At 31.6% G+C, this 26,087-nt stretch carries 21 protein-coding genes; 10 read left to right on the forward strand and 11 right to left on the reverse strand.

Annotation, left to right across the window (positions count from 1 at the left end):
* The first annotated feature begins 13 nt into the window (after positions 1–13).
* The 5 genes from ABGB03_RS01740 (at position 14) to ABGB03_RS01760 (ending at position 5,813) form a co-directional block, all read left to right on the forward strand.
* Complete coding sequence (locus tag ABGB03_RS01740) at positions 14–1,402, forward strand: hypothetical protein (protein WP_347924330.1); 1,389 nt, start codon at positions 14–16, stop codon at positions 1,400–1,402.
* Positions 1,402–1,956: an LPS export ABC transporter periplasmic protein LptC gene (lptC, locus tag ABGB03_RS01745; RefSeq protein ID WP_347924331.1), complete on the forward strand. Its 555-nt coding sequence runs from the start codon at positions 1,402–1,404 to the stop codon at positions 1,954–1,956. The genes ABGB03_RS01740 and lptC overlap by 1 nt, the downstream gene beginning before the upstream one ends.
* Before the next feature lie 52 nt (positions 1,957–2,008).
* Positions 2,009–2,200, forward strand: coding sequence for a hypothetical protein (locus ABGB03_RS01750; RefSeq protein WP_347924333.1), 192 nt, complete (start codon positions 2,009–2,011; stop codon positions 2,198–2,200).
* A gap of 3 nt (positions 2,201–2,203) precedes the next feature.
* Positions 2,204–3,490 (forward strand): hemolysin family protein, encoded by a 1,287-nt coding sequence (locus ABGB03_RS01755; protein ID WP_347924335.1) that lies wholly within the window; start codon positions 2,204–2,206, stop codon positions 3,488–3,490.
* 175 nt (positions 3,491–3,665) lie between these two features.
* The gene (locus tag ABGB03_RS01760; protein ID WP_347924336.1) at positions 3,666–5,813 is read left to right on the forward strand and encodes a SurA N-terminal domain-containing protein; all 2,148 of its coding nucleotides are present in this window, start codon (positions 3,666–3,668) and stop codon (positions 5,811–5,813) included.
* 49 nt (positions 5,814–5,862) lie between these two features.
* On the opposite strand, the gene ABGB03_RS01765 is transcribed toward ABGB03_RS01760, so the two are convergent.
* On the reverse strand, positions 5,863–6,774 hold the full coding sequence (locus ABGB03_RS01765; RefSeq protein ID WP_347924337.1) for a GYDIA family GHMP kinase: 912 nt from the start codon (positions 6,772–6,774) through the stop codon (positions 5,863–5,865).
* Positions 6,774–8,084, reverse strand: a complete 1,311-nt coding sequence (locus ABGB03_RS01770) for a hydroxymethylglutaryl-CoA reductase, degradative (protein WP_347924339.1) — start codon at positions 8,082–8,084, stop codon at positions 6,774–6,776. Before ABGB03_RS01770 ends, ABGB03_RS01765 begins: the two co-directional genes overlap by 1 nt.
* Positions 8,085–8,240: 156 nt before the next feature.
* On the opposite strand from ABGB03_RS01770, the gene ABGB03_RS01775 reads away from it, so the two are divergent.
* Together ABGB03_RS01775 and ABGB03_RS01780 are read left to right on the forward strand one after the other, a co-directional pair.
* Complete coding sequence (locus ABGB03_RS01775) at positions 8,241–9,773, forward strand: oligopeptide:H+ symporter (protein ID WP_347924341.1); 1,533 nt, start codon at positions 8,241–8,243, stop codon at positions 9,771–9,773.
* Positions 9,774–9,861: 88 nt separating this feature from the next.
* Positions 9,862–10,410 carry a thioredoxin family protein gene (locus ABGB03_RS01780; RefSeq protein WP_347924343.1) on the forward strand — a complete coding sequence of 183 codons (549 nt, stop codon included), beginning with the start codon at positions 9,862–9,864 and terminating at the stop codon, positions 10,408–10,410.
* A 2-nt stretch (positions 10,411–10,412) separates the two neighbouring features.
* Here the strand turns inward: ABGB03_RS01780 and ABGB03_RS01785 are convergent, their stop codons facing one another.
* The 5 genes from ABGB03_RS01785 to surE are packed head-to-tail and all read right to left on the reverse strand — an operon-like array spanning position 10,413 to position 15,199.
* A complete protein-coding gene (locus tag ABGB03_RS01785; protein ID WP_347924345.1) occupies positions 10,413–12,452 on the reverse strand; it encodes a ComEC/Rec2 family competence protein in 2,040 nt (679 codons plus the stop codon).
* 21 nt (positions 12,453–12,473) lie between these two features.
* Positions 12,474–13,007 (reverse strand): C40 family peptidase, encoded by a 534-nt coding sequence (locus ABGB03_RS01790; RefSeq protein ID WP_347924347.1) that lies wholly within the window; start codon positions 13,005–13,007, stop codon positions 12,474–12,476.
* A 21-nt stretch (positions 13,008–13,028) separates the two neighbouring features.
* Positions 13,029–14,144 carry a lipid-A-disaccharide synthase gene (gene lpxB, locus ABGB03_RS01795; protein WP_347924349.1) on the reverse strand — a complete coding sequence of 372 codons (1,116 nt, stop codon included), beginning with the start codon at positions 14,142–14,144 and terminating at the stop codon, positions 13,029–13,031.
* Between the two features lie 4 nt (positions 14,145–14,148).
* Complete coding sequence (locus tag ABGB03_RS01800) at positions 14,149–14,430, reverse strand: hypothetical protein (protein WP_347924351.1); 282 nt, start codon at positions 14,428–14,430, stop codon at positions 14,149–14,151.
* Positions 14,420–15,199 (reverse strand): 5'/3'-nucleotidase SurE, encoded by a 780-nt coding sequence (surE, locus tag ABGB03_RS01805; protein WP_347924352.1) that lies wholly within the window; start codon positions 15,197–15,199, stop codon positions 14,420–14,422. The genes ABGB03_RS01800 and surE overlap by 11 nt, the downstream gene beginning before the upstream one ends.
* 154 nt (positions 15,200–15,353) lie before the next feature.
* On the opposite strand from surE, the gene ABGB03_RS01810 reads away from it, so the two are divergent.
* Together ABGB03_RS01810 and ABGB03_RS01815 are read left to right on the forward strand one after the other, a co-directional pair.
* Entirely contained in the window at positions 15,354–17,576 is a 2,223-nt protein-coding gene (locus ABGB03_RS01810; protein ID WP_347924354.1) for a carboxy terminal-processing peptidase, read from the forward strand.
* Between the two features lie 4 nt (positions 17,577–17,580).
* Entirely contained in the window at positions 17,581–18,675 is a 1,095-nt protein-coding gene (locus ABGB03_RS01815; protein WP_347924356.1) for an ABC transporter permease, read from the forward strand.
* Positions 18,676–18,723: 48 nt separating this feature from the next.
* Here the strand turns inward: ABGB03_RS01815 and ABGB03_RS01820 are convergent, their stop codons facing one another.
* Complete coding sequence (locus ABGB03_RS01820) at positions 18,724–20,592, reverse strand: zinc-dependent metalloprotease (protein WP_347924357.1); 1,869 nt, start codon at positions 20,590–20,592, stop codon at positions 18,724–18,726.
* 214 nt (positions 20,593–20,806) lie between these two features.
* Positions 20,807–21,559: a LytTR family DNA-binding domain-containing protein gene (locus tag ABGB03_RS01825; RefSeq protein WP_347924358.1), complete on the reverse strand. Its 753-nt coding sequence runs from the start codon at positions 21,557–21,559 to the stop codon at positions 20,807–20,809.
* 20 nt (positions 21,560–21,579) lie between these two features.
* Here ABGB03_RS01825 and ABGB03_RS01830 point away from each other — a divergent pair, with 20 nt between their 5' ends.
* Positions 21,580–23,487: a histidine kinase gene (locus tag ABGB03_RS01830; RefSeq protein ID WP_347924359.1), complete on the forward strand. Its 1,908-nt coding sequence runs from the start codon at positions 21,580–21,582 to the stop codon at positions 23,485–23,487.
* Positions 23,488–23,523: 36 nt separating this feature from the next.
* On the opposite strand, the gene ABGB03_RS01835 is transcribed toward ABGB03_RS01830, so the two are convergent.
* Together ABGB03_RS01835 and ABGB03_RS01840 are read right to left on the reverse strand one after the other, a co-directional pair.
* Positions 23,524–24,069, reverse strand: a complete 546-nt coding sequence (locus ABGB03_RS01835) for a DUF4136 domain-containing protein (protein WP_347924360.1) — start codon at positions 24,067–24,069, stop codon at positions 23,524–23,526.
* A gap of 17 nt (positions 24,070–24,086) precedes the next feature.
* The gene (locus tag ABGB03_RS01840) at positions 24,087–26,072 is read right to left on the reverse strand and encodes a urocanate hydratase (RefSeq protein ID WP_347924361.1); all 1,986 of its coding nucleotides are present in this window, start codon (positions 26,070–26,072) and stop codon (positions 24,087–24,089) included.
* Between the last annotated feature and the right edge of the window lie 15 nt (positions 26,073–26,087).

The raw sequence follows: 26,087 nt of genomic DNA on the forward strand, positions 1-26,087 counted from the left end.
AATAACTAGAATTATGAAGACGAAAATTACACTATTAATAGCAATGCTTTTTCTTGGGTTTAGTGCAATTAATGCTCAGGGTCAGGAAGAAGACATGAATACATTGTCAATTTTTAGTGAATATGCTAAAGCTAAAAATTATGATGCTGCTTATGGTCCTTGGATGGAATTAAGAAAAAGAAACCCTAAGTTTAACAGAGCAATTTTCACTTATGGAGAACGTATCCTTGATCACAAAATAGAAAAATCATCAGGTGCCGAAAAAGTAGGTTTTATTAAAGACCTAGTAAAAATGTGGGATGAGAGACGTGAACATTTTGCTAGTAAAACTCCAGAAGGAGAATTTTTGGCAAAAGCATGTCAATTACAATATGATTACAAGGATGAGTTGCAAATGACTGATAGTCAATTGTACGATTGTTTTGATAAAGCTTTTAAAACAGACGCTGAAACATTTAAAAACCCAAAATCATTATATACATATTTTAAACTAATGGTAAATTTGTATGATGATGGAAAAAAACCTGCTGAAGAGTTGTTTACAAAATATGATGAGGTTTCAGAGAAAATTGAAGCAGAGGTAAAGCACTATACAAATTTATTAAATAAATATGTGCCTGCAGAAGATACCGATGAAGAGCCAGTATTAAGTAAAAAGGACGCCAGTAGAGTTAAATCTTATACTAGTTTTTTAAGAGCTTACGATCAAATTTCGTCTGGAATGGATAGAGATTTAGGTGATCGTGCAAATTGTGAAAACTTAATTCCTTTATATACTAGAAACTACGAAGAGAACAAAAATGATGGTTTATGGTTACAAAGAGCAATGAATAGATTGTTTAATAAAGAATGTACAGACGATCCGTTATTTGTTAAAATAGTAGAACAAAAGAACAACTTAGAGCCTAATGCATCTACTGCATATTATTTAGGAATTTTAAAAGATAAAGAAGGAGATAGTGCTGCAGCATTAACTTTTTACAATCAAGCTGTAGAATTAGAAACAGATAATATTGATAAAGCTAAAATACTTTATAGAATTGCTTCTGGATTTAAGAAAAAGGGTAGTTATGGACAAGCAAGAACATATTACCAGAAAGTACTTGGTGCGAACCCTTCTTATGGAAGAGCACATTTAGCAATAGCACAAATGTACGCTGCTAGTGCTAATAACTGTGGAGATACAAACTTTAATAAAAGAGCTGTATATTGGTTAGCTGCTCAGGAAGCTAGAAAAGCAGGTAGAGTAGATCCTAATTTAGCTTCAGCAGCTTCTCAAAATGTTGCAAACTATGTGGCAAAAGCGCCTACAAAAAGCGAAATATTTGCAGAAGCTAATGCTGGAACAACAATTAAAATTGGATGTTGGATTGGTAGAAGCGTAACAGTGCCAAAGCTTTAATGAATTCAATAGTAAAATATATTATAAGAATTATGGTCACAGTTTTTACTGTGACCATAATTTTTTCATGCAAAGATAATTTTAAAGAAGTCCAAAACATTGGGCTTTTAAGTAATAAACCAATTACCGAAGCAGAAAACATTAACACAAAGTATACTGATTCGGGAAGATTAAAATCACACTTAGTGAGCCCTAAAATGTTAGATTTTTCTAATAGAAAATTTTCCTTCGTCGAGTTTCCCGAAGGTATCAATTTTACTATTTATGACGAAAAGGGCAATAAAAATAATGTGATAGCAGATTTTGCTATGATTTATAACGATACCGATTTAATAGATCTACAAGGAAACGTCATAGTGACAACACATGCAAACGACACTCTTTTCACTGAACAATTATTTTATGATCAAAAACGAGAATGGATGTTTACGAACAAGCCTGTAAAATTTCGTCGTAAAGATAATATTGATTTAGGGACGGGTTTCGATGCGAATAAAGATTTTACAATTGCCAACGTTTTAGAGTATTCAGGAACAATTTATTTAGACGAATAATTCTTACCTTTGCGTAGTTATAAATTACAACAATCACTAACTCATTTTAGTAATGAAGGTATTACAGCTTTTTCAATATGCGTATTTAATTTTTGCAGTATTGTTTTTATTCGACGCTATTAGCAACTGGAATGTTGAGGGAAAAAGCCCTTACTTGTCATTAGCACTTGCAGCTTTAGCAATATTTATGTTCTTTTTTAGGAAGAAATTCCGAAAGCGTTTCGAGGATAGAGGAAAGCTTTAAAAGATGAGTTCCGAAACCTTAATTATAATTATCTCGCTTATATTTTCGGCATTTTTTTCAGGAATGGAAATAGCCTATGTATCTTCTAACAAGATTCATATTGAAATTGAAAAAAAACAAAGTGGCTTGTTAGCCAAAATCCTTACAAGACTTACTGCAAAACCCTCAAAATTTATTGCCACTATGCTTATTGGAAACAATATAGCACTAGTCATTTATGGGTTTTATATGGGTGATGTATTGATGGGTTGGTTTCAAAGCATGACGCTAGATAATACTTTTCTTAATGCCCTAATTACAGATTTTAGCTTATTAACTCAAACTATTATTTCCACTTTAGTAATACTCATTACTGCAGAGTTTTTACCAAAAGTATTCTTTCAAATTTATTCCAATTTGTTGCTTAAACTATTTTCGATTCCAGCATATGTGTTTTTTGTCTTGTTCTCATTGGTTTCCAATTTTGTTATTTGGATTTCCGACGTGGTATTAAAAACTTTTTTTAAAACCGATGGAGATCAAGTGCAGTTGGCATTTACTAAAGTTGAATTGGGACATTATATTAGTGAACAAATGGAATCGGTTGACGATGACGACGATGTAGATAGCGAAATTCAAATTTTTCAAAATGCTTTAGAGTTTTCCGAAGTAAAAACTAGAGAAGTTATGATACCGCGTACAGAGTTGGTTGCTGTAGAGATTCATGATAAAATAAAAACATTAAGTGAGCTTTTCACATCTACGGGATATTCTAAAATTTTGGTGTATAAAGATACAATAGACGATATTTTAGGATATGTCCATTCTTTCGATCTTTTTAAAAACCCAAAGACCATAAAATCCATCATTATGCCTGTCGAGTTTGTTCCAGAAACGATGCTGATAAAAGATGTTTTAAACGTGCTTATTAAAAAACGTAAGAGTGTTTCGGTAGTGCTAGACGAATATGGAGGAACGTCAGGCATTATGACTATTGAGGATATTGTAGAAGAATTGTTTGGCGAAATTGAAGACGAACATGATACTACTGAATTATTAGAAGAAAAAATAAGCGATACTGAATTTAATTTTTCAGCAAGATTAGATGTAGATTATATAAATGAAACCTATAAATTAGATTTGCCCGAAAATGAAAATTATGAGACGTTAGGAGGTTTAATTGTTAATAGCACCGAAGAAATTCCAGAACAAAACGAAAAAGTGACTATAGATAACTATTTATTTACAATTTTAGAAGTCTCTAATACTAAAATCGAAATTGTTTCTCTTCGTATTCTAAATGACGATTAAAATCTTACAACAGTACAATTAATACGTTGTTCTGCTTTTATTATTAAGTAGAAAATGGTATTTTCGCGCACGATATTTTATCGAAATTAATTAAAGATCATTACTTACTTATTTATTAGATGTATTGATCCATTTGTTAAACCCCAAAAAAGGTTACTTAAAATTTATATTATATATGGCAATTTTAAATAAAATTAGACAACGTTCGTTATTCTTAATCTTAGTAATCGCTATGGCACTTTTCTCTTTTGTCTTAGCAGATTTATTTAAAAATACAGATGGCTTTAATAGTAAGTCTCAAAACGTCATCGCTACCATAGATGGTAAAGATATTGACCGTGCCGATTTTCAACTTAAAGTTGAAAATGCTCAACGCCAATTTGGAGGATCGCTTACAGCTACTCAAGCAATGAATAGAGTTTGGGATCAAGAAGTGAACGATGCAGTAATGAATGCGCAATACGATGCTTTAGGACTAACAGTAGAGCGTGACCAAATGAGAGACTTGTTAAGATTAGGATTGGCCAGTTTTGAAGAGTTTAAAAATGAAGATGGCATTTATGATGAAAATAAATTAAACGAATTCATTGCAAACTTAAAAGCCATTTCTCCAGAAACAGCAATCTTAGGTGGTTCACCAATCAATTATGAAGCTTGGACAAATTATGAAAATAATATGGCAGTTACTGGGAAGCAACAAACATATTTTAATATGGTTAAAGCTGGTCTTTTAGGAACACTTGCTGAAGGAGAATTAGATTATAAGTTAGAAAATAATAAGGTGGATTTTAGATATGTTAGAATCCCTTACACATCAATTGCTGATAGTACAATAACAGTAACTAAGTCTGATATCACAAACTATATCAACAAAAATAAAAGCCAATACGAAGTAGATGAATCGAGAGACATTCGTTTTGTGCAATTTAAAGAAGAAGCATCTTTAGAAGACGAAACTAACATTCAAAATGATTTAAAAAGCTTGTTAGAAGATAAAGAGGAATATGTTGAAGCTTCAAAAAGCACTGAAACAGTTATTGGTTTTAAAAATACAACTGATGATGAAGGTTTTTTAGCAGCAAATTCAGCAGTTAAATTATTTGATGATTATATGTTTAAAGCAAATCTGCCTGTTGAACATGCCGATAGCATATGGAATTTAAACAAAGGAGAGCTTTATGGCCCTTATAAGAACAATAACATGTTCATGATAAGCAAGGTGATAGATGTTAAGCAAATAGCGGACTCAGTTAAAGTAAGACACATATTAATTCCGTTTGCTGGTGCTGTACAAGCTGCTCCAGATGTTGTGAAAACTGAAGCTGAAGCAAAAGTAACAGCCGATAGTATTTTAGCTGTTATAAAATCTAATCGTTCTAAATTTCAAGATCTGTTAACACTATCATCAGATTTAGTAAGCAATCAAAACGATGGAGAAATAGAGTTTGCTTATACTGCTGGAATGGCACCAGAATTTAAAGCCTTTTCATTTGATAATAAAGTAAGAGATATAGACGTAGTAAGAACTGATTTTGGGTACCATATTATTGAAATATTAAGCCAAGGAGAAAAACAAAAAGCTATAAAAGTTGGCAACTTAGCAAGAGCAATTGAAGCATCAGATGAAACTGTTGATAGAGTATTTAACGAGACGTCTAAATTTGAAATTGCAGTGGCAGATAGAGATTTTACGGAAGTTGCAAGCGAAAGTGATTACACTGTAATGCCTGTAAGCGCTGTTAAAGCGTTAGACGAAGCTATTCCAGGTTTGGGTAGTCAAAGAAATATTGTAAGATGGGCTTACGAAGATGGTGTTAAAGTTGGTGACGTTAAAAGATTTAATATACCAGGAGGTTATGCAATTGTGCAGTTAACTGCTATAAATGCTAAAGGATTAATGAGTACAGAGAAAGCTTCAGTTACAGCATTACCAGCGATAAGAAAAGAAAAGAAAGCCGAACTTATTAAAGCACAAATTTCTGGAGCAACTTTAGAAGATATTGCTACTAATCAAAGTCAAACTGTGCAAATAGCATTAGCAGTTACTATGAAAGCCCCAACAGTATCTGGTGCAGGAAGTGAGCCTAAAATAGTTGGGACAGCTTTTGGATTAACTGAGGGTGCTATATCTAAACCAATTGGAGGTAATACAGGTGTGTTTGTTGTTCAACTAACAAAACTAACTCCTGCTGCTGAATTGCCAAACTACCAAGCTGCAGCTAATAGAATTGGTACAGCAAAAGCTACTACAGTAGATGTAGCATTATTAAATGCTCTAAAAGAAGCAGCTAAAATTGAAGATAATAGAGCTACTTTTTATTAATAAAGTAGTTATTAAATACTAAAAAAAAGCTTCACATTGTGAAGCTTTTTTAATTTAATATCATGTCTTTAAAAGGAATAATTGTAGGATAACCTTTTTCTTTAAAATAAGAGCTTGGATTATCTAAAGTGCTCACTAAAATAAAATCACCTCCCCAAGCTCCTAGACTTTTTATAGAGCCTTTAAAATCATTAAAAAGTAAATCTTTAATAGTTTTCTGTTTAATTATAGAACTTATTATAATTTCATGCGAATCTATAAGGAGATTAAAGTTTTCTAAAGAAGTACAATTAATTATTTTTTGGGTAATAGTATTTATATCATTTATTTCTGCCGAAATGGATTGTTTGTTTTTATTGTATTCTATAATTCCTTCACGACTATTTTTCTTTTTATTTAAATGAACAAAATATAAGTGGTCTTTAAACTTTGGATTAAACTCTACTTTATTAATCTCTCTATGAGAATTTGTTAATTGATAAGTAATAGCTTGGTTATGCTGCGCACAAGCAATATCATAACCACTACCTCCAAAGGTTAGCTCTAAAAGCTTGTAGGCATCAATTTTCGCCCAATTAGCTATATTGTTTATGAGTGTTGAAGAACTTCCTAGTCCCCAGTTTGTTGGAAAACCTAGCTTGGTAGTGACGCAAAATCCAGCTTTAGAGTCTAAAAAACTGGAGTTTAGTACTTTTGCAGCATGTAATATTTCAATAAGTTTTTTCGAAATTTCATTACGAGTATTAAAAACACCTAAAGCAATCTCTTCTATTGGCAATACTTCTTCAAACCAAATTTGGTTTTTATTGTCAATACTTTTCCAAATAATGTTATTTTCAATAATATTAGTAATGTTTAAGGATTGGCCATGCTTTGTTGGAAGTGCTAAGGCTAATGCACCATCTAAAACGGTGTATTCACCTGTTATTAATAACTTTCCGTTGCTATAGAAGTTATTCATTAGCGTCTTAAGTTTTCTATAGCTTCCACAACGGCACTATGAGTTACGATATTAGTTTTAAAATATTCAATAAGTGCCGTCTTTTCATTGTCATTTGCATTAAACTGATTTAATATATTCATTAAATGCATTTTCATATGCCCTTCTTGTATTCCTGTGGTTGTTAATGATTTAAGTGCAGCAAAATTTTGCGCTAAACCAGCTACAGCAACAATTATCATAAGTTCTTTTGCAGAAGGTTTATTTAGCATTTCTAGAGATAACTTTACTAAAGGGTGTAATCCTGTTAAGCCACCAACAGTTCCAAGAGCTAATGGAATTTCTATCCAAAATTTAAAAATGCCATTTTTCACGCTAGCATGAGTTAAACTAGAGTAAGAACCGTTTCTAGATGCATATGCATGCACACCAGCTTCAACAGCTCTAAAATCGTTTCCAGTAGCTAATACAACAGCATCTATACCATTCATAATACCTTTGTTATGAGTAACTGCTCTATATGGCTCAACTTCAGCAATTCGAACTGCTTGTAAAAATTTGTTTGTGAAATCTTCTGAAGAAATATTTGGATCTTCATTCAACTCTTCAATTTTACAACTTACTTCAGCTCTAACTAGACATTCTGGGACATAATTAGAGAGAATACTCATCACTATATCAATGTGTGAATCTTTTATATCATTAAAATAGGCTGCCTCAGTTTTAAAGGTATTAGCAAAACTTTCTAGGCAAGAATTAATGAAATTGGCGCCCATAGCATCCAAGGTCTCAAAAGTAGCGTGTAATTGATAGTAATTTGGGATGTCTTGAGTTTTATCTACTAATTCAATATTCAAAATGCCACCACCACGCTTTTCCATGTTTTTTGTAATAGGTTTTGCATTGGATATTAATTGAGGCTTTATGTAGCTGAAATAAGCTTTTAATATATCATAATTGCCATTATACATAAAATGGACTTGACCAATTTTTTTTGTTGATAGAACTTCAGCTTTAAAACCACCACGATCTAACCAAAACTTTGCAGCTTTACTCGCAGCAGCAACTACCGAACTTTCTTCGATAGCCATTGGAATAGTATACAGGGTGTTATTTATAAGAAAATTAGGAGCAACACCCAAAGGTAAATAGTAGTTTGTTATCGTATTTTCAATAAACTCGTCATGTAATTGTTGCAACTTGTCATTGGTATTCCAATACTGCTTTATTATGGTTTTAGCTTCTACTTTGTTAGAGAAGTAAGAGTTTACAATCCAATCAATTTTTTTAGATTTTGACAGTTTAGAAAAACCAGAAATAGACTTACTCATTTAATCAATAATTATATTTGTAAAGATACTATTCTTACCTAAAATATGATTATTTCACCGAAGCATTCATTTATTTAACTGCGATTATTGCGAGTTTTTGCTTATTTTTTATTAAACTTGGCATACTAATAAACTAACTAAACTAATTATTTAATTATGGCAGATACAGTAGAAAACAATAATCAGTCTGATTTATTTGGGCATCCAAGAGGCTTATTTTATTTATTCTTTGCAGAATTATGGGAGCGTTTTAGTTTCTATGGAATGAGAGCTTTATTAACGCTTTACATGATTGAAGTGATATTTGAAGCATTAATGGAAAGAGATTTTGCTACGGCAGTAGTATATTCTTCGTACGGATCTTTAGTATATGCTTCAACAGTAATTGGTGGAAGAATTTCTGACAAAATACTAGGGATGCGAAGCTCTATATTTTTAGGAGGTATTTTGATGGCTTTAGGTCATTTTGTCCTTGCGATAGAAAATAATGTAGCTTTCTTTTTAGCCCTATCTTTTATTATTGTTGGTAATGGTTTTTTTAAGCCTAATATATCCACGTTTGTAGGCTCACTATATCCAGATGGTGATACCAGAAAGGACTCAGGGTTTACTATTTTTTATATGGGAATTAATATTGGAGGCTTTGTGGCACCTTTACTATGTGCTTGGTTAGCAAAGGCTTATGGGTATCATTATGGTTTTGGATTGGCAGGCATAGGGATGTTAACAGGACTTATTTTCTTTTGGAGTGGTATTAAAAAGAATGTTTTTGGAGATAAGGGAATGCCTCCAAACCCAGAAGTTTATAAAAAGAAAATTTTAGGAATTCCTCAAAAAACGTTCGTTCCAATTGTTGCTTTCCTAAGTGCACCAATAATAGCATATTTACTATCTTCTTATAAGTCTATAGCAAACGGAGAATCTTTTTTAGGAGATGAAACTGTGGTTGGATTATTATTCAAAATTATTTTGGTTGCTGTTGTTGCTTATATGGCGAATATAATGATTAAAGCGACTTTAGATGAGCGAAAAAAATTATTTATGGCAGTTTTAATTACGTTTTTTATGACACTTTTTTGGGGTTTTCATGAATTATCAGGAAGTGTAATTACCTTATTTGCTTCTAGAAATGTTGATTTATCCTTAATAAACGCTGGTCAAACAAATGCACTGAACTCAATGTTCATTATTATATTGGCCATCCCAATTTCACTATTATGGGGTTACTTATCTAAAAGAGGGTTAAACCCAAGAACGCCCTATAAGTTTGGTTTGGGATTAGTGCTAGCTGGTGTCAGTTTTTATGTGTTGGCGTTAAGTGGAGGAAGTGCTAATGAAAATGGTATGGTACCAATGTGGTATCTATTAGCAATGTATTTTATTATATCTGTTGGTGAGTTATTTATGTCACCTGTTGGGTTATCTAAAATTACTGATTTATCACCAAAACGAATTGTAGCCTTTATGATGGGTATATGGTTTTTGTCTTCCGCTTTTGCATTTCAAATAGTTGGGTTTATCGGAAAAAAATTGGCTATTGAAAGTACAGATGCCAATATTGGAGGTTTTGATACGTTGAGTGTTTATACCGATGGATTTAGCTTAATTGCGCAATATTCTATTGGTGCAGGTCTTATTGTTCTTGTATTTGGACCATTAATGAAAAAGCTAATGGGTAACGTTCATTAATCGAAAAAACAGTTAAAATAAACGTAAAATGCTCCTTTTTAGGAGCATTTTTTGTAAGTTAGGCACATATTTTGCAACAAATCGAATTATGAAAAAGATAGTAATAACCTTCGTGCTAGTCTTTGCTGTAAACCTAATATCAGCACAAGATATAAATTGGGTAACCATTGAAGAAGCTGTTGAGCTTCAAAAGAAAACACCTAAAAAAATCATGATAGACATGTACACCGTTTGGTGTGGACCATGTAAATTGATGGATCGAATTACATTTAAAAATAAAGATGTAGTTGCTTATGTAAATGAGCATTATTATGCTGTAAAATTTAATGCAGAAGGAAACGATGAGCTTGTATTTAATGGTAGAGTATTCTCTAACCCTAATTACGAACCAGCTAGGGCAAAATCTAGAAATTCAGCACATCAATTAACACGATATTTTCAAGTTTCAGCTTACCCAACAGTTGTTTTTTTAGATGAAGATTTAAAAATGCTAGTACCATTAAGAGGTGTTAAAAAACCTCAAGAACTTGAATTATACTTAAAGATGTTTAAAAAGGACGAGCATAAAAACATTAAATCGCAAGACGCTTTTACTGAGTATTACAAAGCATTCAAGCCTGAGTTTACAGAGAAGTAATTTTAATAATCATATATAAAAGCTCCTTTTTCACTTGTCCTATGGAAACGGATTTTTTTTGCTTCACAAGTAACTTTCCAACGTTCTTGATAGCTTTTGTAATTACTTCCATCACTTATTATTAATTCAGGCTGTAACCATTCTATTAATCGTTCTAAGTTAATTTTAGGAGAGTATTGAAGCAATACTATAGTAGGCTTAAATTTTGAAGTTTTATAAACACCTAAACTATCTATTACTAATAGTTTATGATTGTTAAAAATATAGATGTTTTTAATGGAATCAATAGTAGTAGTTTTTATATGGGCACCAACTTTGTAGTTGGTAATAGTTTTTTCATTCTGTAAAATACTATCATTGATGCTTGTATAAAGATGCAATTCTTGGTTTGCTTTATGACCGATAATACTGTGTCTTGATTTGTGGAATACTACAAAGGAATTTTCAACATTTTTCTTTTTGTCAAACATTAAAACACCTTGACTAACAATAATGATGGCAAGTAAAGAAATAATACTTCTTAACGTTTTAGTTTTCAAATAAAATATGATGCCAATAATGATTGTATAACTAATTAGTACATGTATAAAGTCAAAAGAAATATTTTTAAACAAAAAAGATTCTTGATTTGCTACCCAATCAACAAGCATATTCATTTTTGAAATAATAGTTCCATAAGCATTTGTAAGAAAAGATGGGAGCAGATTTAGTAATGATAGTCCAACGACAATAATTCCTAAACCTAAAATTATTCCTAGGAATGGAATAATAGCAAGATTTGAAATAAAGAATAATCCTGGAAACTGATGAAAATAATATAGACTTATTGGTATAATGCCAAATTGAGCAGCAAGTGTTACAGTAAAAATATTCCAGAATATTTTTACCAACTTAAGTTTAGGTTGCCATAGTTTATCTAACATTGGTTGTATGGCAACAATTGCAAAAACTGCCAGATAGCTTAGTTGAAAACCTACATCAAATAAAAAGGTTGGTTTCCATAGTAAAAGGATAAACATGGATATAGTCAATGTATTGTATACATTGGTTGGTCTTTTTAAATTTATGGCTATTGCTACCACAGTAAACATACTTACGGCTCTAACAACCGAAGCAGATAATCCAGCAACTATTGCAAAACTCCATAAAACTATAATTAGCAATGAGGTTTTAATAAGTAAACCATGTTTCAAGTATTCTATAGGTTTAAACAAAACATTTAATAGAATAAGAATAATCCCAACATGCAAACCAGAAACCGCCAGTATATGTATGGCTCCAGCTTGTGTATAATTATCATATATCTCTTTAGATATGTCTTGTCTTTGCCCTAATAGTAATGCATTAATTATAGCAAGTTCTTCAGGTTTAAAACTATAGCTTTGAAGTTTACTATTTATGATTTCTCTTAGTAAGCTAGCAAAACCGAATAGTGTGTGTTTGTTTTTACTTATAGTATAAATTTCAGTATTTGAAACAAAAAGTTGATGATAAATATGTTGTTTCTTTAAATAAGCTTTATAATCAAATTGATAAGGATTTAGAGGAGGAATCAATTCCTTAAACTGTGTTTTAGTTATTAAAATGTCATCAACTTTTAGAGGGGATGTTGTTGAATCTTTAGCAACATTTAGTAGCGAACGACCAGAGATTTTTGTACTATCAAGACTCAAGATGTCAATAATATACTTGTCGTAAAAACTTCCTGATTTTAAAACCTCTCTTATTCTAAGGCTTATTAGTAGAGTTGAATCTGTTTGCTTTTTATTAAGCTTAGTATAGTGATTATTAAAATTAGACTCAGTATGTGTATTAATACTTAAACAGCCAATACAAATGGTTGTCAAATAAATAACATATGCAGCCCAAGAATGTTTCTTTCGAGTATTTTTAAAGATGAATAAATCAACAATTAACATTAATAAAAAAGCAACGCTTAAACTTATAATATACACTGTGTTTACATCAAAAAAATATCCAATAAGAATACCTATGATTAAGCATATAGCCAGTTTAATTATCGTAAAATTAAGCAGTTGCATACATGTAAGATAATAAAAATCTTACAAAACACGTCTTGCTTGTACAAAGGCAAAATACCAATAACGTTCTTTTAATTTTGAATTAATAACACCTTTACTTGTAGAAGCATGGATGAATTCTACATCATCATTATTTACATTGGTTACAATACCAACATGATTCACTTTTCTGCTGTTTTTTTTGGTTGCAAAAAACAGTAAATCACCTTTTTTCACTTCTTTTAAATCAATCCAATCACCTGATTTAGCTAAATCATGAGTTGTTCTTGGCAGCAATATAGATTCACTTTTATATGAAGTTTGAATGAGCCCAGAACAATCCATTCCTCTTTTTGTAGTACCTCCGTACTTATATTTAACACCTTCAAATTGTTGAGCATAATACACAATATTTTCTGCTTTTAAACTTTCAGAACTTGCGTTATAGGTTTTCTTACTTTTTTTTAACCGATGTGTTTTTGCAATGGGTTCGCTCTTGTTTTTAGTCGTAAGTTTTGAAGATTTACAAGACGTAAAACCAATAAGAAGTAATAAAATAAAGGGCAAAAATCGCATAAAAACTATATGTAGTCATTGCTAATTTAAAGAATTAAAAATTAATTGTGCAACTTTCTCACTAGCGCCTTTGCCACCGAGCTTTTTTTCAAGTTCGTAATAGCTTATAAAAAACTTGGAGCGTTCATAATCATCTAGAATTTTTTGCAGCTCCTTATTTATACGATTTGTATTGCATTCATTTTGAATCAGTTCGGTAACAACTTCCTTGTCCATAATTAAATTCACTAGTGAAATATATTTAATATGCTTTACTAAACGTTTACCTATTTGATATGATAACCATGAACCTTTATAGCACACTACTTGAGGAACTTTAAATAAGGCTGTTTCTAAGGTAGCAGTGCCAGATGTTACCAAAGCAGCCTTGGATACACTTAGCAAATCATACGTTTTATTACTTACAAAATGGACATTGGCTTTTTTAATAAATTGTTGGTAGAAACTATAATCTTGACTAGGTGCACCAGCGATAACAAATTGGTAATTTTTAAAATTTTCAACCACACTCAGCATTATAGAAAGCATTTTTGTTATCTCTTGTTTTCTGCTTCCTGGTAATAAGGCAATAATTGGTTTGTTACTTAGTTCATGTTCTGCTCTAAATTCATATAAATCAACTTGTGTTCTATTGGCTATTGCATCAATTAATGGATGACCAACAAACTCTACTGGATAATTATGTTTGTCTTCATAAAACGATTTTTCAAAAGGAAGAATAACATACATTTTATCAACATCCCTTTTAATAGCATTGATTCTATTTTCTTTCCATGCCCAAATTTGTGGTGAAATATAATAATGCGTTTTAAATCCTTTGACTTTCGCCCATTTTGCTATACGTAAATTAAATCCAGGGTAGTCTATAAATATAATTGCATCTGGATTATAGGTTTCAATATCTTGCTTACAGAATTTAAGGTTTTTGGTAATGGTTCTAAGGTTCATAATAACCTCGATAAAACCCATAAAGGCCAATTCTTTATAATGCTTAATTAAAGTACCACCAACATTTTGCATAAGATCGCCTCCCCAAAACCTGAACTCAGCGTTCACATCTTGGTGTTGGAGTGCTTTCATGAGATTAGATCCATGTAAGTCACCCGAAGCTTCTCCTGAAATAATGTAGTACTTCATGTATTTATAATTTAATTACAAACGTAAAAACAGCAATTAAAACAGTGGCTAAAAGCACACCTTTAGCACGATGGTCTTGTTTCTTTTTTATAAAAACAAAAAAAGCTCCAAGGTTTACAATAGCACCGAGACTCACTAATTTGCCTAAAAACCCTTCAGTATTTGCAGCTTTAATAACCGTAAAAGGATCGTCTCCTTTTCCTAAAAACATTGCTGCAAAATATAAGCCAATAGCGTTAGCAACTAGTCCAACTAGTATGCCAATAATAATATTTTTATTCTTCATTAAAAGACCATGAGTTTAATTGTTGTATAAAATGGTGAGCAGTCATGTCAAATTGTACAGGAACTACCGAAATATAACCCTGTTTTAAAGCCCACTCATCGGTATCTTCACCTTTATCTAAATTCACAAATTCTCCAGTTAACCAATAATAATCTTTCCCTTGCGGATTTTGACGTTTATCAAATTTCTCCACCCAATTAGCATTTGCTTGCCTACAAACTTTAATGCCTTTAATAGCTTTTTTTGATAGATTAGGAATATTTACATTTAAAACCACCCCTTTTGGTAAACCATTATTTAAAACATTAAGTGTGATTGCCTTTATAAAACCTTCACTGGGTGCAAAATTAGCGTCATAATTATAATCTAATAATGAGAATCCAATAGCTGGAATACCTTCTATTCCAGCTTCAATGGCAGCACTCATAGTGCCTGAGTAAATAACATTTATTGATGAATTGGAGCCATGATTGATTCCGGAAACACATAAATCAGGTACTCTGTCTAAAATTTCATGTCTTGCCAATTTAATACAATCGGCTGGAGTGCCTGAAGTACTATATTCTACTTGAGGGCCATCATCAATATGTTCTTTTCTGCAATGTAAAGTAGCATCAACAGTAATTGCATGACCCATCCCACTTTGTGGACTATCTGGCGCCACAACAACAACGTCACCAATAGTATTCATAACTTTAATTAAAGTTCTAATACCTGGAGCCGTAATACCATCATCATTTGTAACAAGAATAAGTGGTTTTTTATGCATACTTTAACTGGAAAATTGTGAACTACAAAAGTAAATAAATTCGCTCGGAAATTCTTATTTTATACTGTTTAACAAAAAATTGTGTGTCATAACACAATATTGGCATAATTTTTTCTTTAATTTATATAAAATTTCACCCAAAAAGAAAGAAAGAATGAAAAGGAATTATAATATTTTACTACTTACATTACTCTTAGCCTTTGCATCATGTAGTTTTACTACAAAAACTATAGATGATGATACCGATAAAGATAAAGCTCTTATGGAATTAATTACCATGGTATTGGAACAAGGACATTTTCAACCTAAAGACATAAATGACAACTTTTCAGAGGCAATTTTTGATGAATATATAGATCAAATAGATCCATATAAGCGTTATTTTTATGAGTCAGATATTAAGGAATTTGAAAAATATAAAACTGAGTTGGACGATCAAATATTGGCTTATGATGTAGCATTTTTTGATTTAACTTATGAACGTTTATTAAAGCGTATGGCAGAATCTCAAGAGGTATATAAAGAAGTATTAAAAACCCCTTTTGATTATAATAAAAATGAAGTTTTTGAAGCAAATTATGAAAACTTAGCTTATGTGTCATCAAAAAAAGAAATGAAAGAACGTTGGAGGCACCAATTAAAGTTTTCTACTATTGCTAATTACCATGATATTGTTTTAGAGCAAGAAGCAGATATAAAAAGAAAACAAGAAGTAGGTGCTTTAGATGAAGAAGGAATTAAAACTTTAACTGATGTTGAATTAGAAAAGTTTTTTAATGATGATAGTGAAAATAAATTTGTCGTTAGATCTGATACTGAGTTAGAAATAGAAGCACGAGAAACAACATTACGTTTACTTGATGAACTTTATGTTTTTATTAATGAAAGAGAGCGTAATGACTGGTTTACAGTGTACATCAATACTATTGCACGAGAATTTGACCCACATACATATTACCTAGCTCCTCAAGAAAGAGAAGAGTTTGATGTACGAATGACTGGAAAATATGAAGGTATTGGAGCAAGGTTAATACAAAAAGGTGAATATATTACCATAACCGAACTTATATCGGGAGGTTCAGCTTGGAGACAAAACAAGTTGGAAGTTGGTGATGCCATATTAAAAGTAAGACAAGAAGATGAAGAAGAAGGCGTTAATGTTGTTGGGATGAGATCTGGTGATGCAGTTAAATATATAAAAGGTCCAAAAGGGACTAATGTTATTTTAACTCTTAAAAAAGTAGATGGAACTATTGAAGATTTGTCTATTCCAAGAGATGTTATAGAGCTTGAAGAAACGTATGCAAAGTCGTCGACTGTTAAAAAGGATAATAAAACCTTTGGAGTGATTAATTTACCGGGTTTTTATGATAATTTCGATGATAAAAACGCACGAAATTCTGCAAGTGATATTAAGAAAGAGGTAGAGCGTTTAAAGTCCGAAGGAATGGAAGGTCTTGTAATAGATTTAAGAAATAATGGAGGAGGTTCTTTAAGGGCAGTTATAGATATGGTTGGTCTTTTTATTAAAGAAGGTCCAGTAGTGCAAGTACGTACAACTGGTGAACCAGCTGAGGTTTTAAAAGATAGAGATCGTTCTATAACCTGGGATGGTCCATTAGTAATTTTAGTGAATGAAAACTCGGCATCTGCATCAGAGATTATGGCTGCTGCATTACAAGACTATAAGCGAGCTATTGTTATTGGAAGTAAGCAAACCTTTGGTAAGGGTTCGGTACAACGAGTTGTAGATTTAAATAGATTTGTTAGAAACAATACCAACGGTGATATGGGAGCTATTAAGCTTACAATCCAAAAATATTATCGTATAAATGGAGGCTCTGTTCAGTTGAAAGGTGTTGAAAGTGATGTGGTTGTTCCAGATCGTTATAGCTATATTAATATTGGCGAAAAGGATCAAGACAATCCATTACCATGGGATAAAATTGAAGCAGCACCTTATGAAGCTTGGGGAAATTATTTCGATTACGATGATACCATAAAAAGAAGTAAAGAACGAATGGAACAAAGTGAGCAACTTAAGCTAATTGACGAAAATGCTAAATGGATTAAGAAAATTAGAGATAATAATAACTTTTCTTTAAACTATCAAGACTATAAATCACAATTGGACGCTAATGAAAATGAAGCGAAACGTTTTAATAAATTAGCAGAATACAAAACAGATTTAACGTTCAACTCATTGCCTTATGAATTGGCTTTAATAGCGCAAGATTCTACGTTAGAAATGAAGAGAGACCGTTGGCATGAAAGTTTAAGTAGAGATGTATATATTGAGGAGGCTCTTAACGTTCTTAATGATTTAAAAATGTCTTACCAAGTAAAAACAAAATTAGCGACGACAGTAAAAAATTAATTTAATGAGTAAAACCAGTAGCTCATTAACCAGTTTAGCGCTCCAGAAGTTTAAAAAGAACTTTTGGGGCGTTTTTAGTTTTTGGTTTATTGTTTTGGTAGGCTTAATTTCAGTTTTTGCTTATGTAATTGCGCCAGATAATTCTCAAAATGCTAACCAGATGCATTTATCAATTCATTCAAAAAAACCAGGTTTTAAAGTGACTATGTTATCTTTACCTTCAGAGAATAAAACAGAACAGTCTTTTGTTAAGAAACTTTTTTTTGGTGAAATAAATCAAATTGAAGAGATTCCTATTTCCAGTTATAACATGGAAAATGACATCTTAAGTTACACCGAATATGCTTCCGATGGTTTAGTAGGACAAATAAAAACCTTACCACTAACTATATTTCTTAATAGAGAAGTTCAAGATTATATTGAGGAGAAAACATTTCTTTTTGGAACAGATAAATATGGGCGTGATTACTTAAGTCGCATTCTTGTAGGAGCTCGTATTTCTTTCTTTATAGGTTTTGTAGCAGTATTTATATCATTGGTTATTGGAATATTATTAGGTAGCCTTGCAGGCTATTTTGGAGGAAAAGTAGATACTATTATTATGTGGCTTATAAATGTTACGTGGTCTATTCCAACCTTACTTTTGGTTATTGCCATTACATTGGCACTTGGTAAAGGTTTTTGGCAAGTATTTATTGCGGTAGGCTTAACAATGTGGGTTGAGGTAGCAAGAGTCGTAAGAGGACAAATTATTGGAGTAAAAGAGATGCAGTATGTAACAGCCGCAAGAGCTTTAGGATATAACGATTTTAGAATTATTACTAAGCATATTCTTCCAAATATCATGGCACCAGTTATTGTAATATCTGCGGCTAATTTTGCTGCAGCTATTTTAATTGAAAGTGGTTTAAGCTTCTTAGGTATAGGAGCACAACCACCAATGGCTAGTTGGGGAGCTATGATAAAAGACCATTATAATTATATCATTCTTGGAAAACCTTATTTAGCTTTAATTCCAGGATTGTGTATTATGAGTTTGGTTATGGCGTTTATGCTTATTGGGAATACTCTGCGTGATGCTCTGGACGTTAAAAGTTAAAGCCTCTAAAAAGAAATTTAGAGGCTTTATTATGAATTTAATATTTGATTATTCTATAATGAGTTTTTTCTGAACAATTCCTTTAGTTGTATTAAATCTAATGAAATAGATTCCTGAAGTTAATTTTTCTATTTTAAAACTATTGTTTCTAGGCTTCATTATTGTTTTTATGTTACCAATAATATTATAAACTTCAATGGTTGAAACTTCTTTATAATCAATTCCAATAAATCGTAATTCAGTATCTTGTTTTGATGGATTTGGAAAAATAGTAATACTTCTATTTGTGCCTGATAGTTTTTGTTCAATTGTTCCATTATTTGGACTTAGTTGAAAACAACCAAACAAAAGTTGTTGATTTATTTCTACCTCACAATTTTGCTGGGTATTTTCAATAACTAATTTAAGCATAGGGTAATCTTCAACAAACAAATCTATTGATTGGCCACTACCAACATAATAGGTAGGGAAACCTAATCTAGTTAGGTACCATTTATAAACGTAAAAACTATCTTCACAGTTTGTCCCAGAGTTAGCTACAAATCTGTATGTGCAAAAATTCAAAAATTCATAGGTAAAACTTGGGTTAATATCGCAAGGATCACATTCAATTGGGCATTCAGTTTGCAAATTATTCATAGCAGATCCTGTAGTATATGGAGTGCTACAATTTATTTCATAACAACATACATCACCATCACTATTTGATAATTTAAGGACTGTAGTTGAATCTCCTGTGAAATTTATCGTTTGACCAAACAAAGATTGATAAGGTACAAAATTTGAACTACCAGGTAGTTTTAATGAATATTCATATTCGCAGTCGGCAATATTGGGAGGGAGTTGCTCAAAAAAAGTAGGTAAACTATTTATTGTAATACTATTGCAATTAAGCTCTAAGTACTTTTCTCCAGGAGATGGTGGCCAAAATGTTGGAGATGAAGATTCAAATAATATTTTCTGCGCATAGTAGTTTGAAGTTTTATTACACTCACTACATTCAGTTGATACAGAACAATCTCCTATTAGGTGACTTAAATTATCAGTTGGACGACCAAGAAACATTTTCATCCTATTAATTTGACCAGAAGTAAAACCAAAAGCTGTAGAATTCATACAATTAATAAGATTTGAAGCAGTGCCAGGAGTTGGATTAAGCATAAAATTATCTGCTGTAAAGCTGCCTTGACCGTATGCTTCTGGTGCAGTTGGGTCTTGCGGCACCATACAATTAGCACCAATTAAAAGGGTTTCGGCAAGTAAAATAGGAGTGTCATCTACATAATCACCTCCATTACATCTAGTTGATGGCGTTTCAGGTACTTCAGTATAACCATCGTTGTTTTCACAGCTTCCATTGGTGGTTCCATGTTGCAAATGAAATAGTCCTAGAGCATGCCCAACGTTATGCGCTAAATTATATTTTAACCCGTTATTGCTTGCAAATGTAGGATTGGAAATTAATACAAAAGGAGATTTGGCTACTCCATCTGTGGCACCATCTGCACCAATGTGTTTATTAAAAAAAAACAAGCTCAAACCTGAACTTTCAGTATAAGCATTAAAAATGGACATATTTTGGTTAGCACTATAACACCCTGGATTTGGTAAAGAATAACTAGTAATGTTTTCATTGTTATTATGTATTGTAACAGAATTATCCCATTGAAATGTAATTCCAGAGTTACTAAAAGCCTCATTTAATAAGTTTACAGCATTATTAAGAATGGCATTATTAATAGTTTGAGGAAAGTTTGAATCAACAACACTATGCATGTTAAGTTTAATGCAATAGTCATCAGAAGTATAATAATTACATGCTGATGCATGTAAGCCTTCAGAAGAAACACCCTGACTATAAAGTGTTACTGCTTTTAAAAGTACTAAGAGTACTATAAAAAAGTTAATTTTTTTCATAAAATAGAAATTAGATTTAACCTACTCTTACGCTTTTCGGCTACCGCGATCTTACTTTGTTTAAGGTGTATTAAAATAGTTGTGTCTAGCAACAATAATTAATAAAAGACTGTTTGAAGTTATTCCTAAAAATGTTTTTTTGCTAGAGAAAGTAGTTGAGCGTTAACAATTAAATGTTAAGTGTTAAGAATATCGTGTTAAGCGTAAACTAGATTTATGAAATAGAATTAATAAGATCTGATAAATGTGATTTGTTACGTACAGACACCTGTATTTTATCATTGTTTTCTAAAACAATAGATTCTTTTTTGTAAATGGATTTTATCCAATTTATATTGATAATTACTGAACGATGGGCTTTAAAAAAACCTTTTTCTATTAAAAGAAATTCATAATATTTAAGCGGATTTGAAGCTAAATGAGTATCTCCATTTTTCATATAAAACTGTGTGTAGTTGCCTTCGGCTTCACATTTAATAAGTTCCTCAATTTTAATAGATATATGCTCTGATCCGATATGTATTAAAAGGCGTGTGTTTTTTTGATCCAAGAATTTAGAAAAATGTTCAAATTTACTTTGCGTATAAAGACGCTCCTTTAAATTTAAATAATGTTGGACTGCAGCTACGAGCTTAACATTATCTATAGGCTTAGTTATAAAACTAAACGCATAATGATCTATCGCTTTTTGTATATAATTATCAAAAGCTGTTACGAAAATGACTTCAAAATCGTGATAGTTTAGCTGGTTGAATATTGCAAATGAAGATCCATCCGTCAATTCAATATCCATAAAAATGAGTTCAGGTTTTAATCTATTTATAAGTTCGACACTTTTTTTGATACTTGGAGAGACACCAATAATATCAATCGTAGAAAAGTGATTTCGAAGTATGTTTATCAAATATTCCTGAGCACGAATATCATCTTCTATAATAATTGTTATAATTTTAGAGGTATTCTGCATTTTTAAAATTTTTTATAACCATGAAAGTAATACTTTTTTTAATTCCTTTTTTTCTAATTTTTAATAGAAGTCACGCTCAAAATGATGCATTAATTAAATTTGATACTGGTAAAGAATATACGCAAGTCTATGTAGATTCGCTTATTAATGTGCTTCGGAATAGTGCTGGAAAAAGGATAGAACTTGAGGATTTTAAAAAAATACTTGAGTCAGGTGAAGATTTTTATGGTTGGTCCTATTATTATTTTGGAGAAGGAGTTACAAAATGGAGAGCAAATGATAATGATGAAGCATTAATTTCTATTGATAAAGGAATTAATTTTTATAATGAAGTTGAAAGTAAAAGGAAAGAAGCAAATATTCAAGACTTAATGATGCTTTACTACTATAAAGGAGATATTTTGATGGAAAACAAAGAATATAATCTTGCAATAATAAATCATCAAAAAGCTTTAGATATTAATAAGACTCATCCATATAAGTATGCTGGAGTTTTTAAACAAGGGATTGCTGCAAGTCATTATAAATTAGGAAATGATAGTCTTGCACTTAAATATTATTTAGAAACTACTCATGATAAGATCTTTATGCAAGTGCCAAGAGCATCAGTTATAATCAATACAAGAATTGGTCATCTTTATGAATTTTTTGGAGATTATGATAAAGCAGAAGATTATTATGATATAGCATTGCATGTTTCTGATTCTACAAAGTATAATATAAGTCTAGCTTCAATAAATGGAAGTATTGCGAGCTTAAATTTGATAAGAGAACAGCCAATTTTAGCTTTACAGTATTATAAAAGAGCGATTGATGCTTTTGAGCAATATGGAACAGGAGATGATGCAGGAGAAAATGATATATTTTTTTATAAAGCATATGTGAAAATGCTCGAAAATTCTATGGATGAGGGTATTCGGGATATGAATAATTTATTAGATAGTTTGAATGTTATTGAAACGAAAACCAGAAATGATAAAAAACTATTGCTTTTAACAGTAAAAGCGCTAGGATATGCATATAAGGAAACACAAGATTATAATCAATATCAGAGTTTGATAGATAAAACATTTTTGTTTTTAAATGCATTCCAAAAAGACAGGTCAAAAGAAAATATCCAAAGTCTAGAAACAAAATATCAAGCAAAAGAGAAAGACGAATCTATTCAGCAGTTAAAGAAAAATGAAGAGCAACAAAAAACAATAATAAAGCAACAAAAAACAATTGCATATGGATTAAGTGGATTAATTTTGCTTTTATTTGGTTTTGGCTATCTTTTTTGGAGACAACGAAAGTTAAAAAACCAATATGAAAAAGAAAACCTAGAACAACGGTTATTACGTTCGCAAATGAATCCTCATTTTATCGGTAATGCTATGAATACAATAAGTGCATTGGTTGATAAGAAATCTGAAGATGCTATACCATATATTAATAAGCTATCTAATTTATTTAGACTGGTACTTACTAATTCAAGAGAAGAATTTGTTAATATTAAAGATGAAATTGCAACCCTCAATAGTTATTTAGAGCTACAGTCAAACTTTTCAAACTTTTTTAAATTTTCAATAAAAAATACTATTGATAAAGAAGATTATATTATACCGCCAATGTTGATACAGCCCTTTGTAGAAAATGCTATTTTACATGGTTTAAAAAAAAATAGTAATAAAAGTAAAATTGAAATTAAAATTACTAAGAATGATAAAGGTTTGTTGCTTTGTGAAGTAGATGATAATGGAGTTGGTTATTCAAAAACCTCTTTAATAGATAAAAAAGGTATACACAAATCTATTTCTGGTGATATAATAAAAGAACGTCTTGAAATTTTAAGAAAAAAGTTTAAAGTTAATTGTAGATATTCAATTAGTAGTAACAATAATGGGACTCATGTGGAAATCTATTTGCCATATTTGATAGATACGTAAATAAAAGCGCCCTCTTTTTGGGCGCTTTTTTATCATTCATCGTTCTGTACCTGGAGGATATTTCTCCATGATTTTGGCAACAAATTCTTTTATGCGTTCTTCTTTATTTTTCATATTCTGTTTAATATAACCTGTTCCCATTCCTTGCCAAACTAATTCTTTTTTATCTGCATCTATTAAATCCACAAACAACGTACCTTCAGTAGACCTAGAAATTGTACTTCCTCGGTAATTGTTCCAGTACCAAGGGCTCCAACCCCAACCATAACCATAATGTCCCCAACCGTTGTTGTAAACATTTATTTTTTCTCTAGACTTTGTGAAAATACTAACTAACAAATTTGGATTCTCAGATTTTGTAAACCCTTTGGCTAATAACTCAGCTTCAACAGCGCGAAGAATTCTTCGTTTATCTAAATCACTAATTTCAGCTTTATCAATACCATCTTTAAAAAACGCAAATGTCTTGTACGTATTGAAATTAGCATTTCGGTCATAATCGCTAGCAACTCTTACAGAGACGCAAGAAGAAGTAGCTAAAAAGAGCAATGTAACTGGTAATAAATAAAATAACTTTTTCATAACAATTTTATTAATGGTTAAAATGTGTTCAGTAAATCGTCATCAACATTATTTGGAAGTGTTACTTTTAAATTAGGCTCTATTTCCATAGCTCGCTTTATTGCAAAAACAGCTTCTTCGTTTCTTGCCCAACTTCGTCTGGATATCCCATTGTTTACATCCCAGAATAACATTGATTTTAAGCGCCTTTCAGCATCCTTAGTACCATCAAGAACCATACCAAATCCGCCATTTATAACTTCTCCCCAACCAACTCCACCTCCATTGTGTATGCTTACCCAAGTAGCGCCTCTAAAACTATCACCAATTACATTGTGAATAGCCATATCTGCTGTAAATTGAGAACCATCGTATATATTTGAGGTTTCTCTATATGGCGAATCGGTTCCAGATACATCATGATGGTCACGTCCTAAGACAACATATCCAATGTCTCCTTTTGCAATAGCATGATTAAAAGCTGTAGCAATTTTCATGCGTCCTTCGGCATCTGCATATAATATTCTGGCTTGAGAGCCTACAACTAGTTTGTTTTCCTGAGCTCCTTTAATCCATTGTATATTGTCTGCCATTTGCTGTTGAATTTCTTTAGGAGAATGTTTCTTCATTTCTTCTAAAATCTCACAAGCAATAGTATCTGTTTTTTCTAAATCTTCAGGTTTTCCTGAGGTGCAAACCCAACGAAATGGTCCAAATCCATAATCGAAGCACATTGGCCCCATAATATCTTGTACATAGCTCGGATATTTAAAATCTATACCGTTTTCAGCCATAACATCAGCACCAGCTCTTGAAGCTTCCAAAAGAAAGGCGTTTCCATAATCAAAGAAATACGTGCCTTTGGCTGTATGCTTATTAATTGCTGTTGCATGACGACGTAAAGATTCTTTGACTTTTCTTTTAAATGTATCAGGATTATTGGCCATCATATCATTGGCTTCTTCAAACGATAAGCCAACAGGGTAATAACCTCCAGCCCAAGGATTATGAAGTGAAGTTTGGTCGCTTCCTAAATCGATATGTATGTTTGCATCATCAAATTTTTCCCAAACATTAACAATGTTTCCTAAATAAGCTATCGAAATGGTTTCTTTATTTTCTTTTGCTTTATTTACACGAGTAACTAATTCATCTAAATCTGTTATTTTTTCATCAATCCAACCTTGGTCTAATCGTACTTGAGTGATTTTTGGATTTACTTCAGCACAAACAGTGATGCATCCTGCAATATTTCCAGCTTTTGGTTGCGCTCCAGACATTCCTCCTAAACCAGAAGTGACAAATAAATTGCCTTTAGGTTCTTTTTTAATTTTCCTAAAACCATTTAAAACAGTTATCGTTGTACCATGAACAATACCTTGTGGACCTATATACATATAGCTTCCAGCTGTCATTTGTCCATATTGTGTAACTCCTAAGGCGTTGAATTTTTCCCAGTCATCTTGCTTAGAATAATTTGGAATCATCATACCATTTGTAACGACCACTCTAGGTGCTTCTTTATGCGAAGGAAACAATCCCATTGGATGGCCAGAATATATCACGAGCGTTTGCTCATCATTCATTTCGGCAAGATATTTCATGGTTAATCTGTATTGCGCCCAATTGGAGAATACAGCGCCATTACCGCCATAAGTAATAAGCTCATGAGGGTGTTGTGCTACTGCATAATCCAAATTGTTTTGAATCATGAGCATAATAGCAGCAGCTTGTTTAGATTTTGCAGGATACTCATCTATAGGTCTCGCATACATCTTATAATCTGGACGCAAACGATACATATAAATACGACCATAAGTTTCTAACTCATTTTTAAATTCTGGAATTAGTATTGCATGATGTTTTTTATCAAAATAACGAAGCGCGTTTCTAATTGCTAATTTTTTTTCATCTACCGAAAGAATATCTTTTCGTTTTGGTGCATGATTAATTGCACTCTCGTATGGTTTTGGTTGAGGTAATATGTTTGGTATTCCTTCTAATATTTGTTCTTGAAATGTCATATATGTTAGTGTGTT

The organism is Pontimicrobium sp. SW4 (genome assembly GCF_039954625.1).
Classification (GTDB): Bacteria; Bacteroidota; Bacteroidia; order Flavobacteriales; family Flavobacteriaceae; genus Pontimicrobium.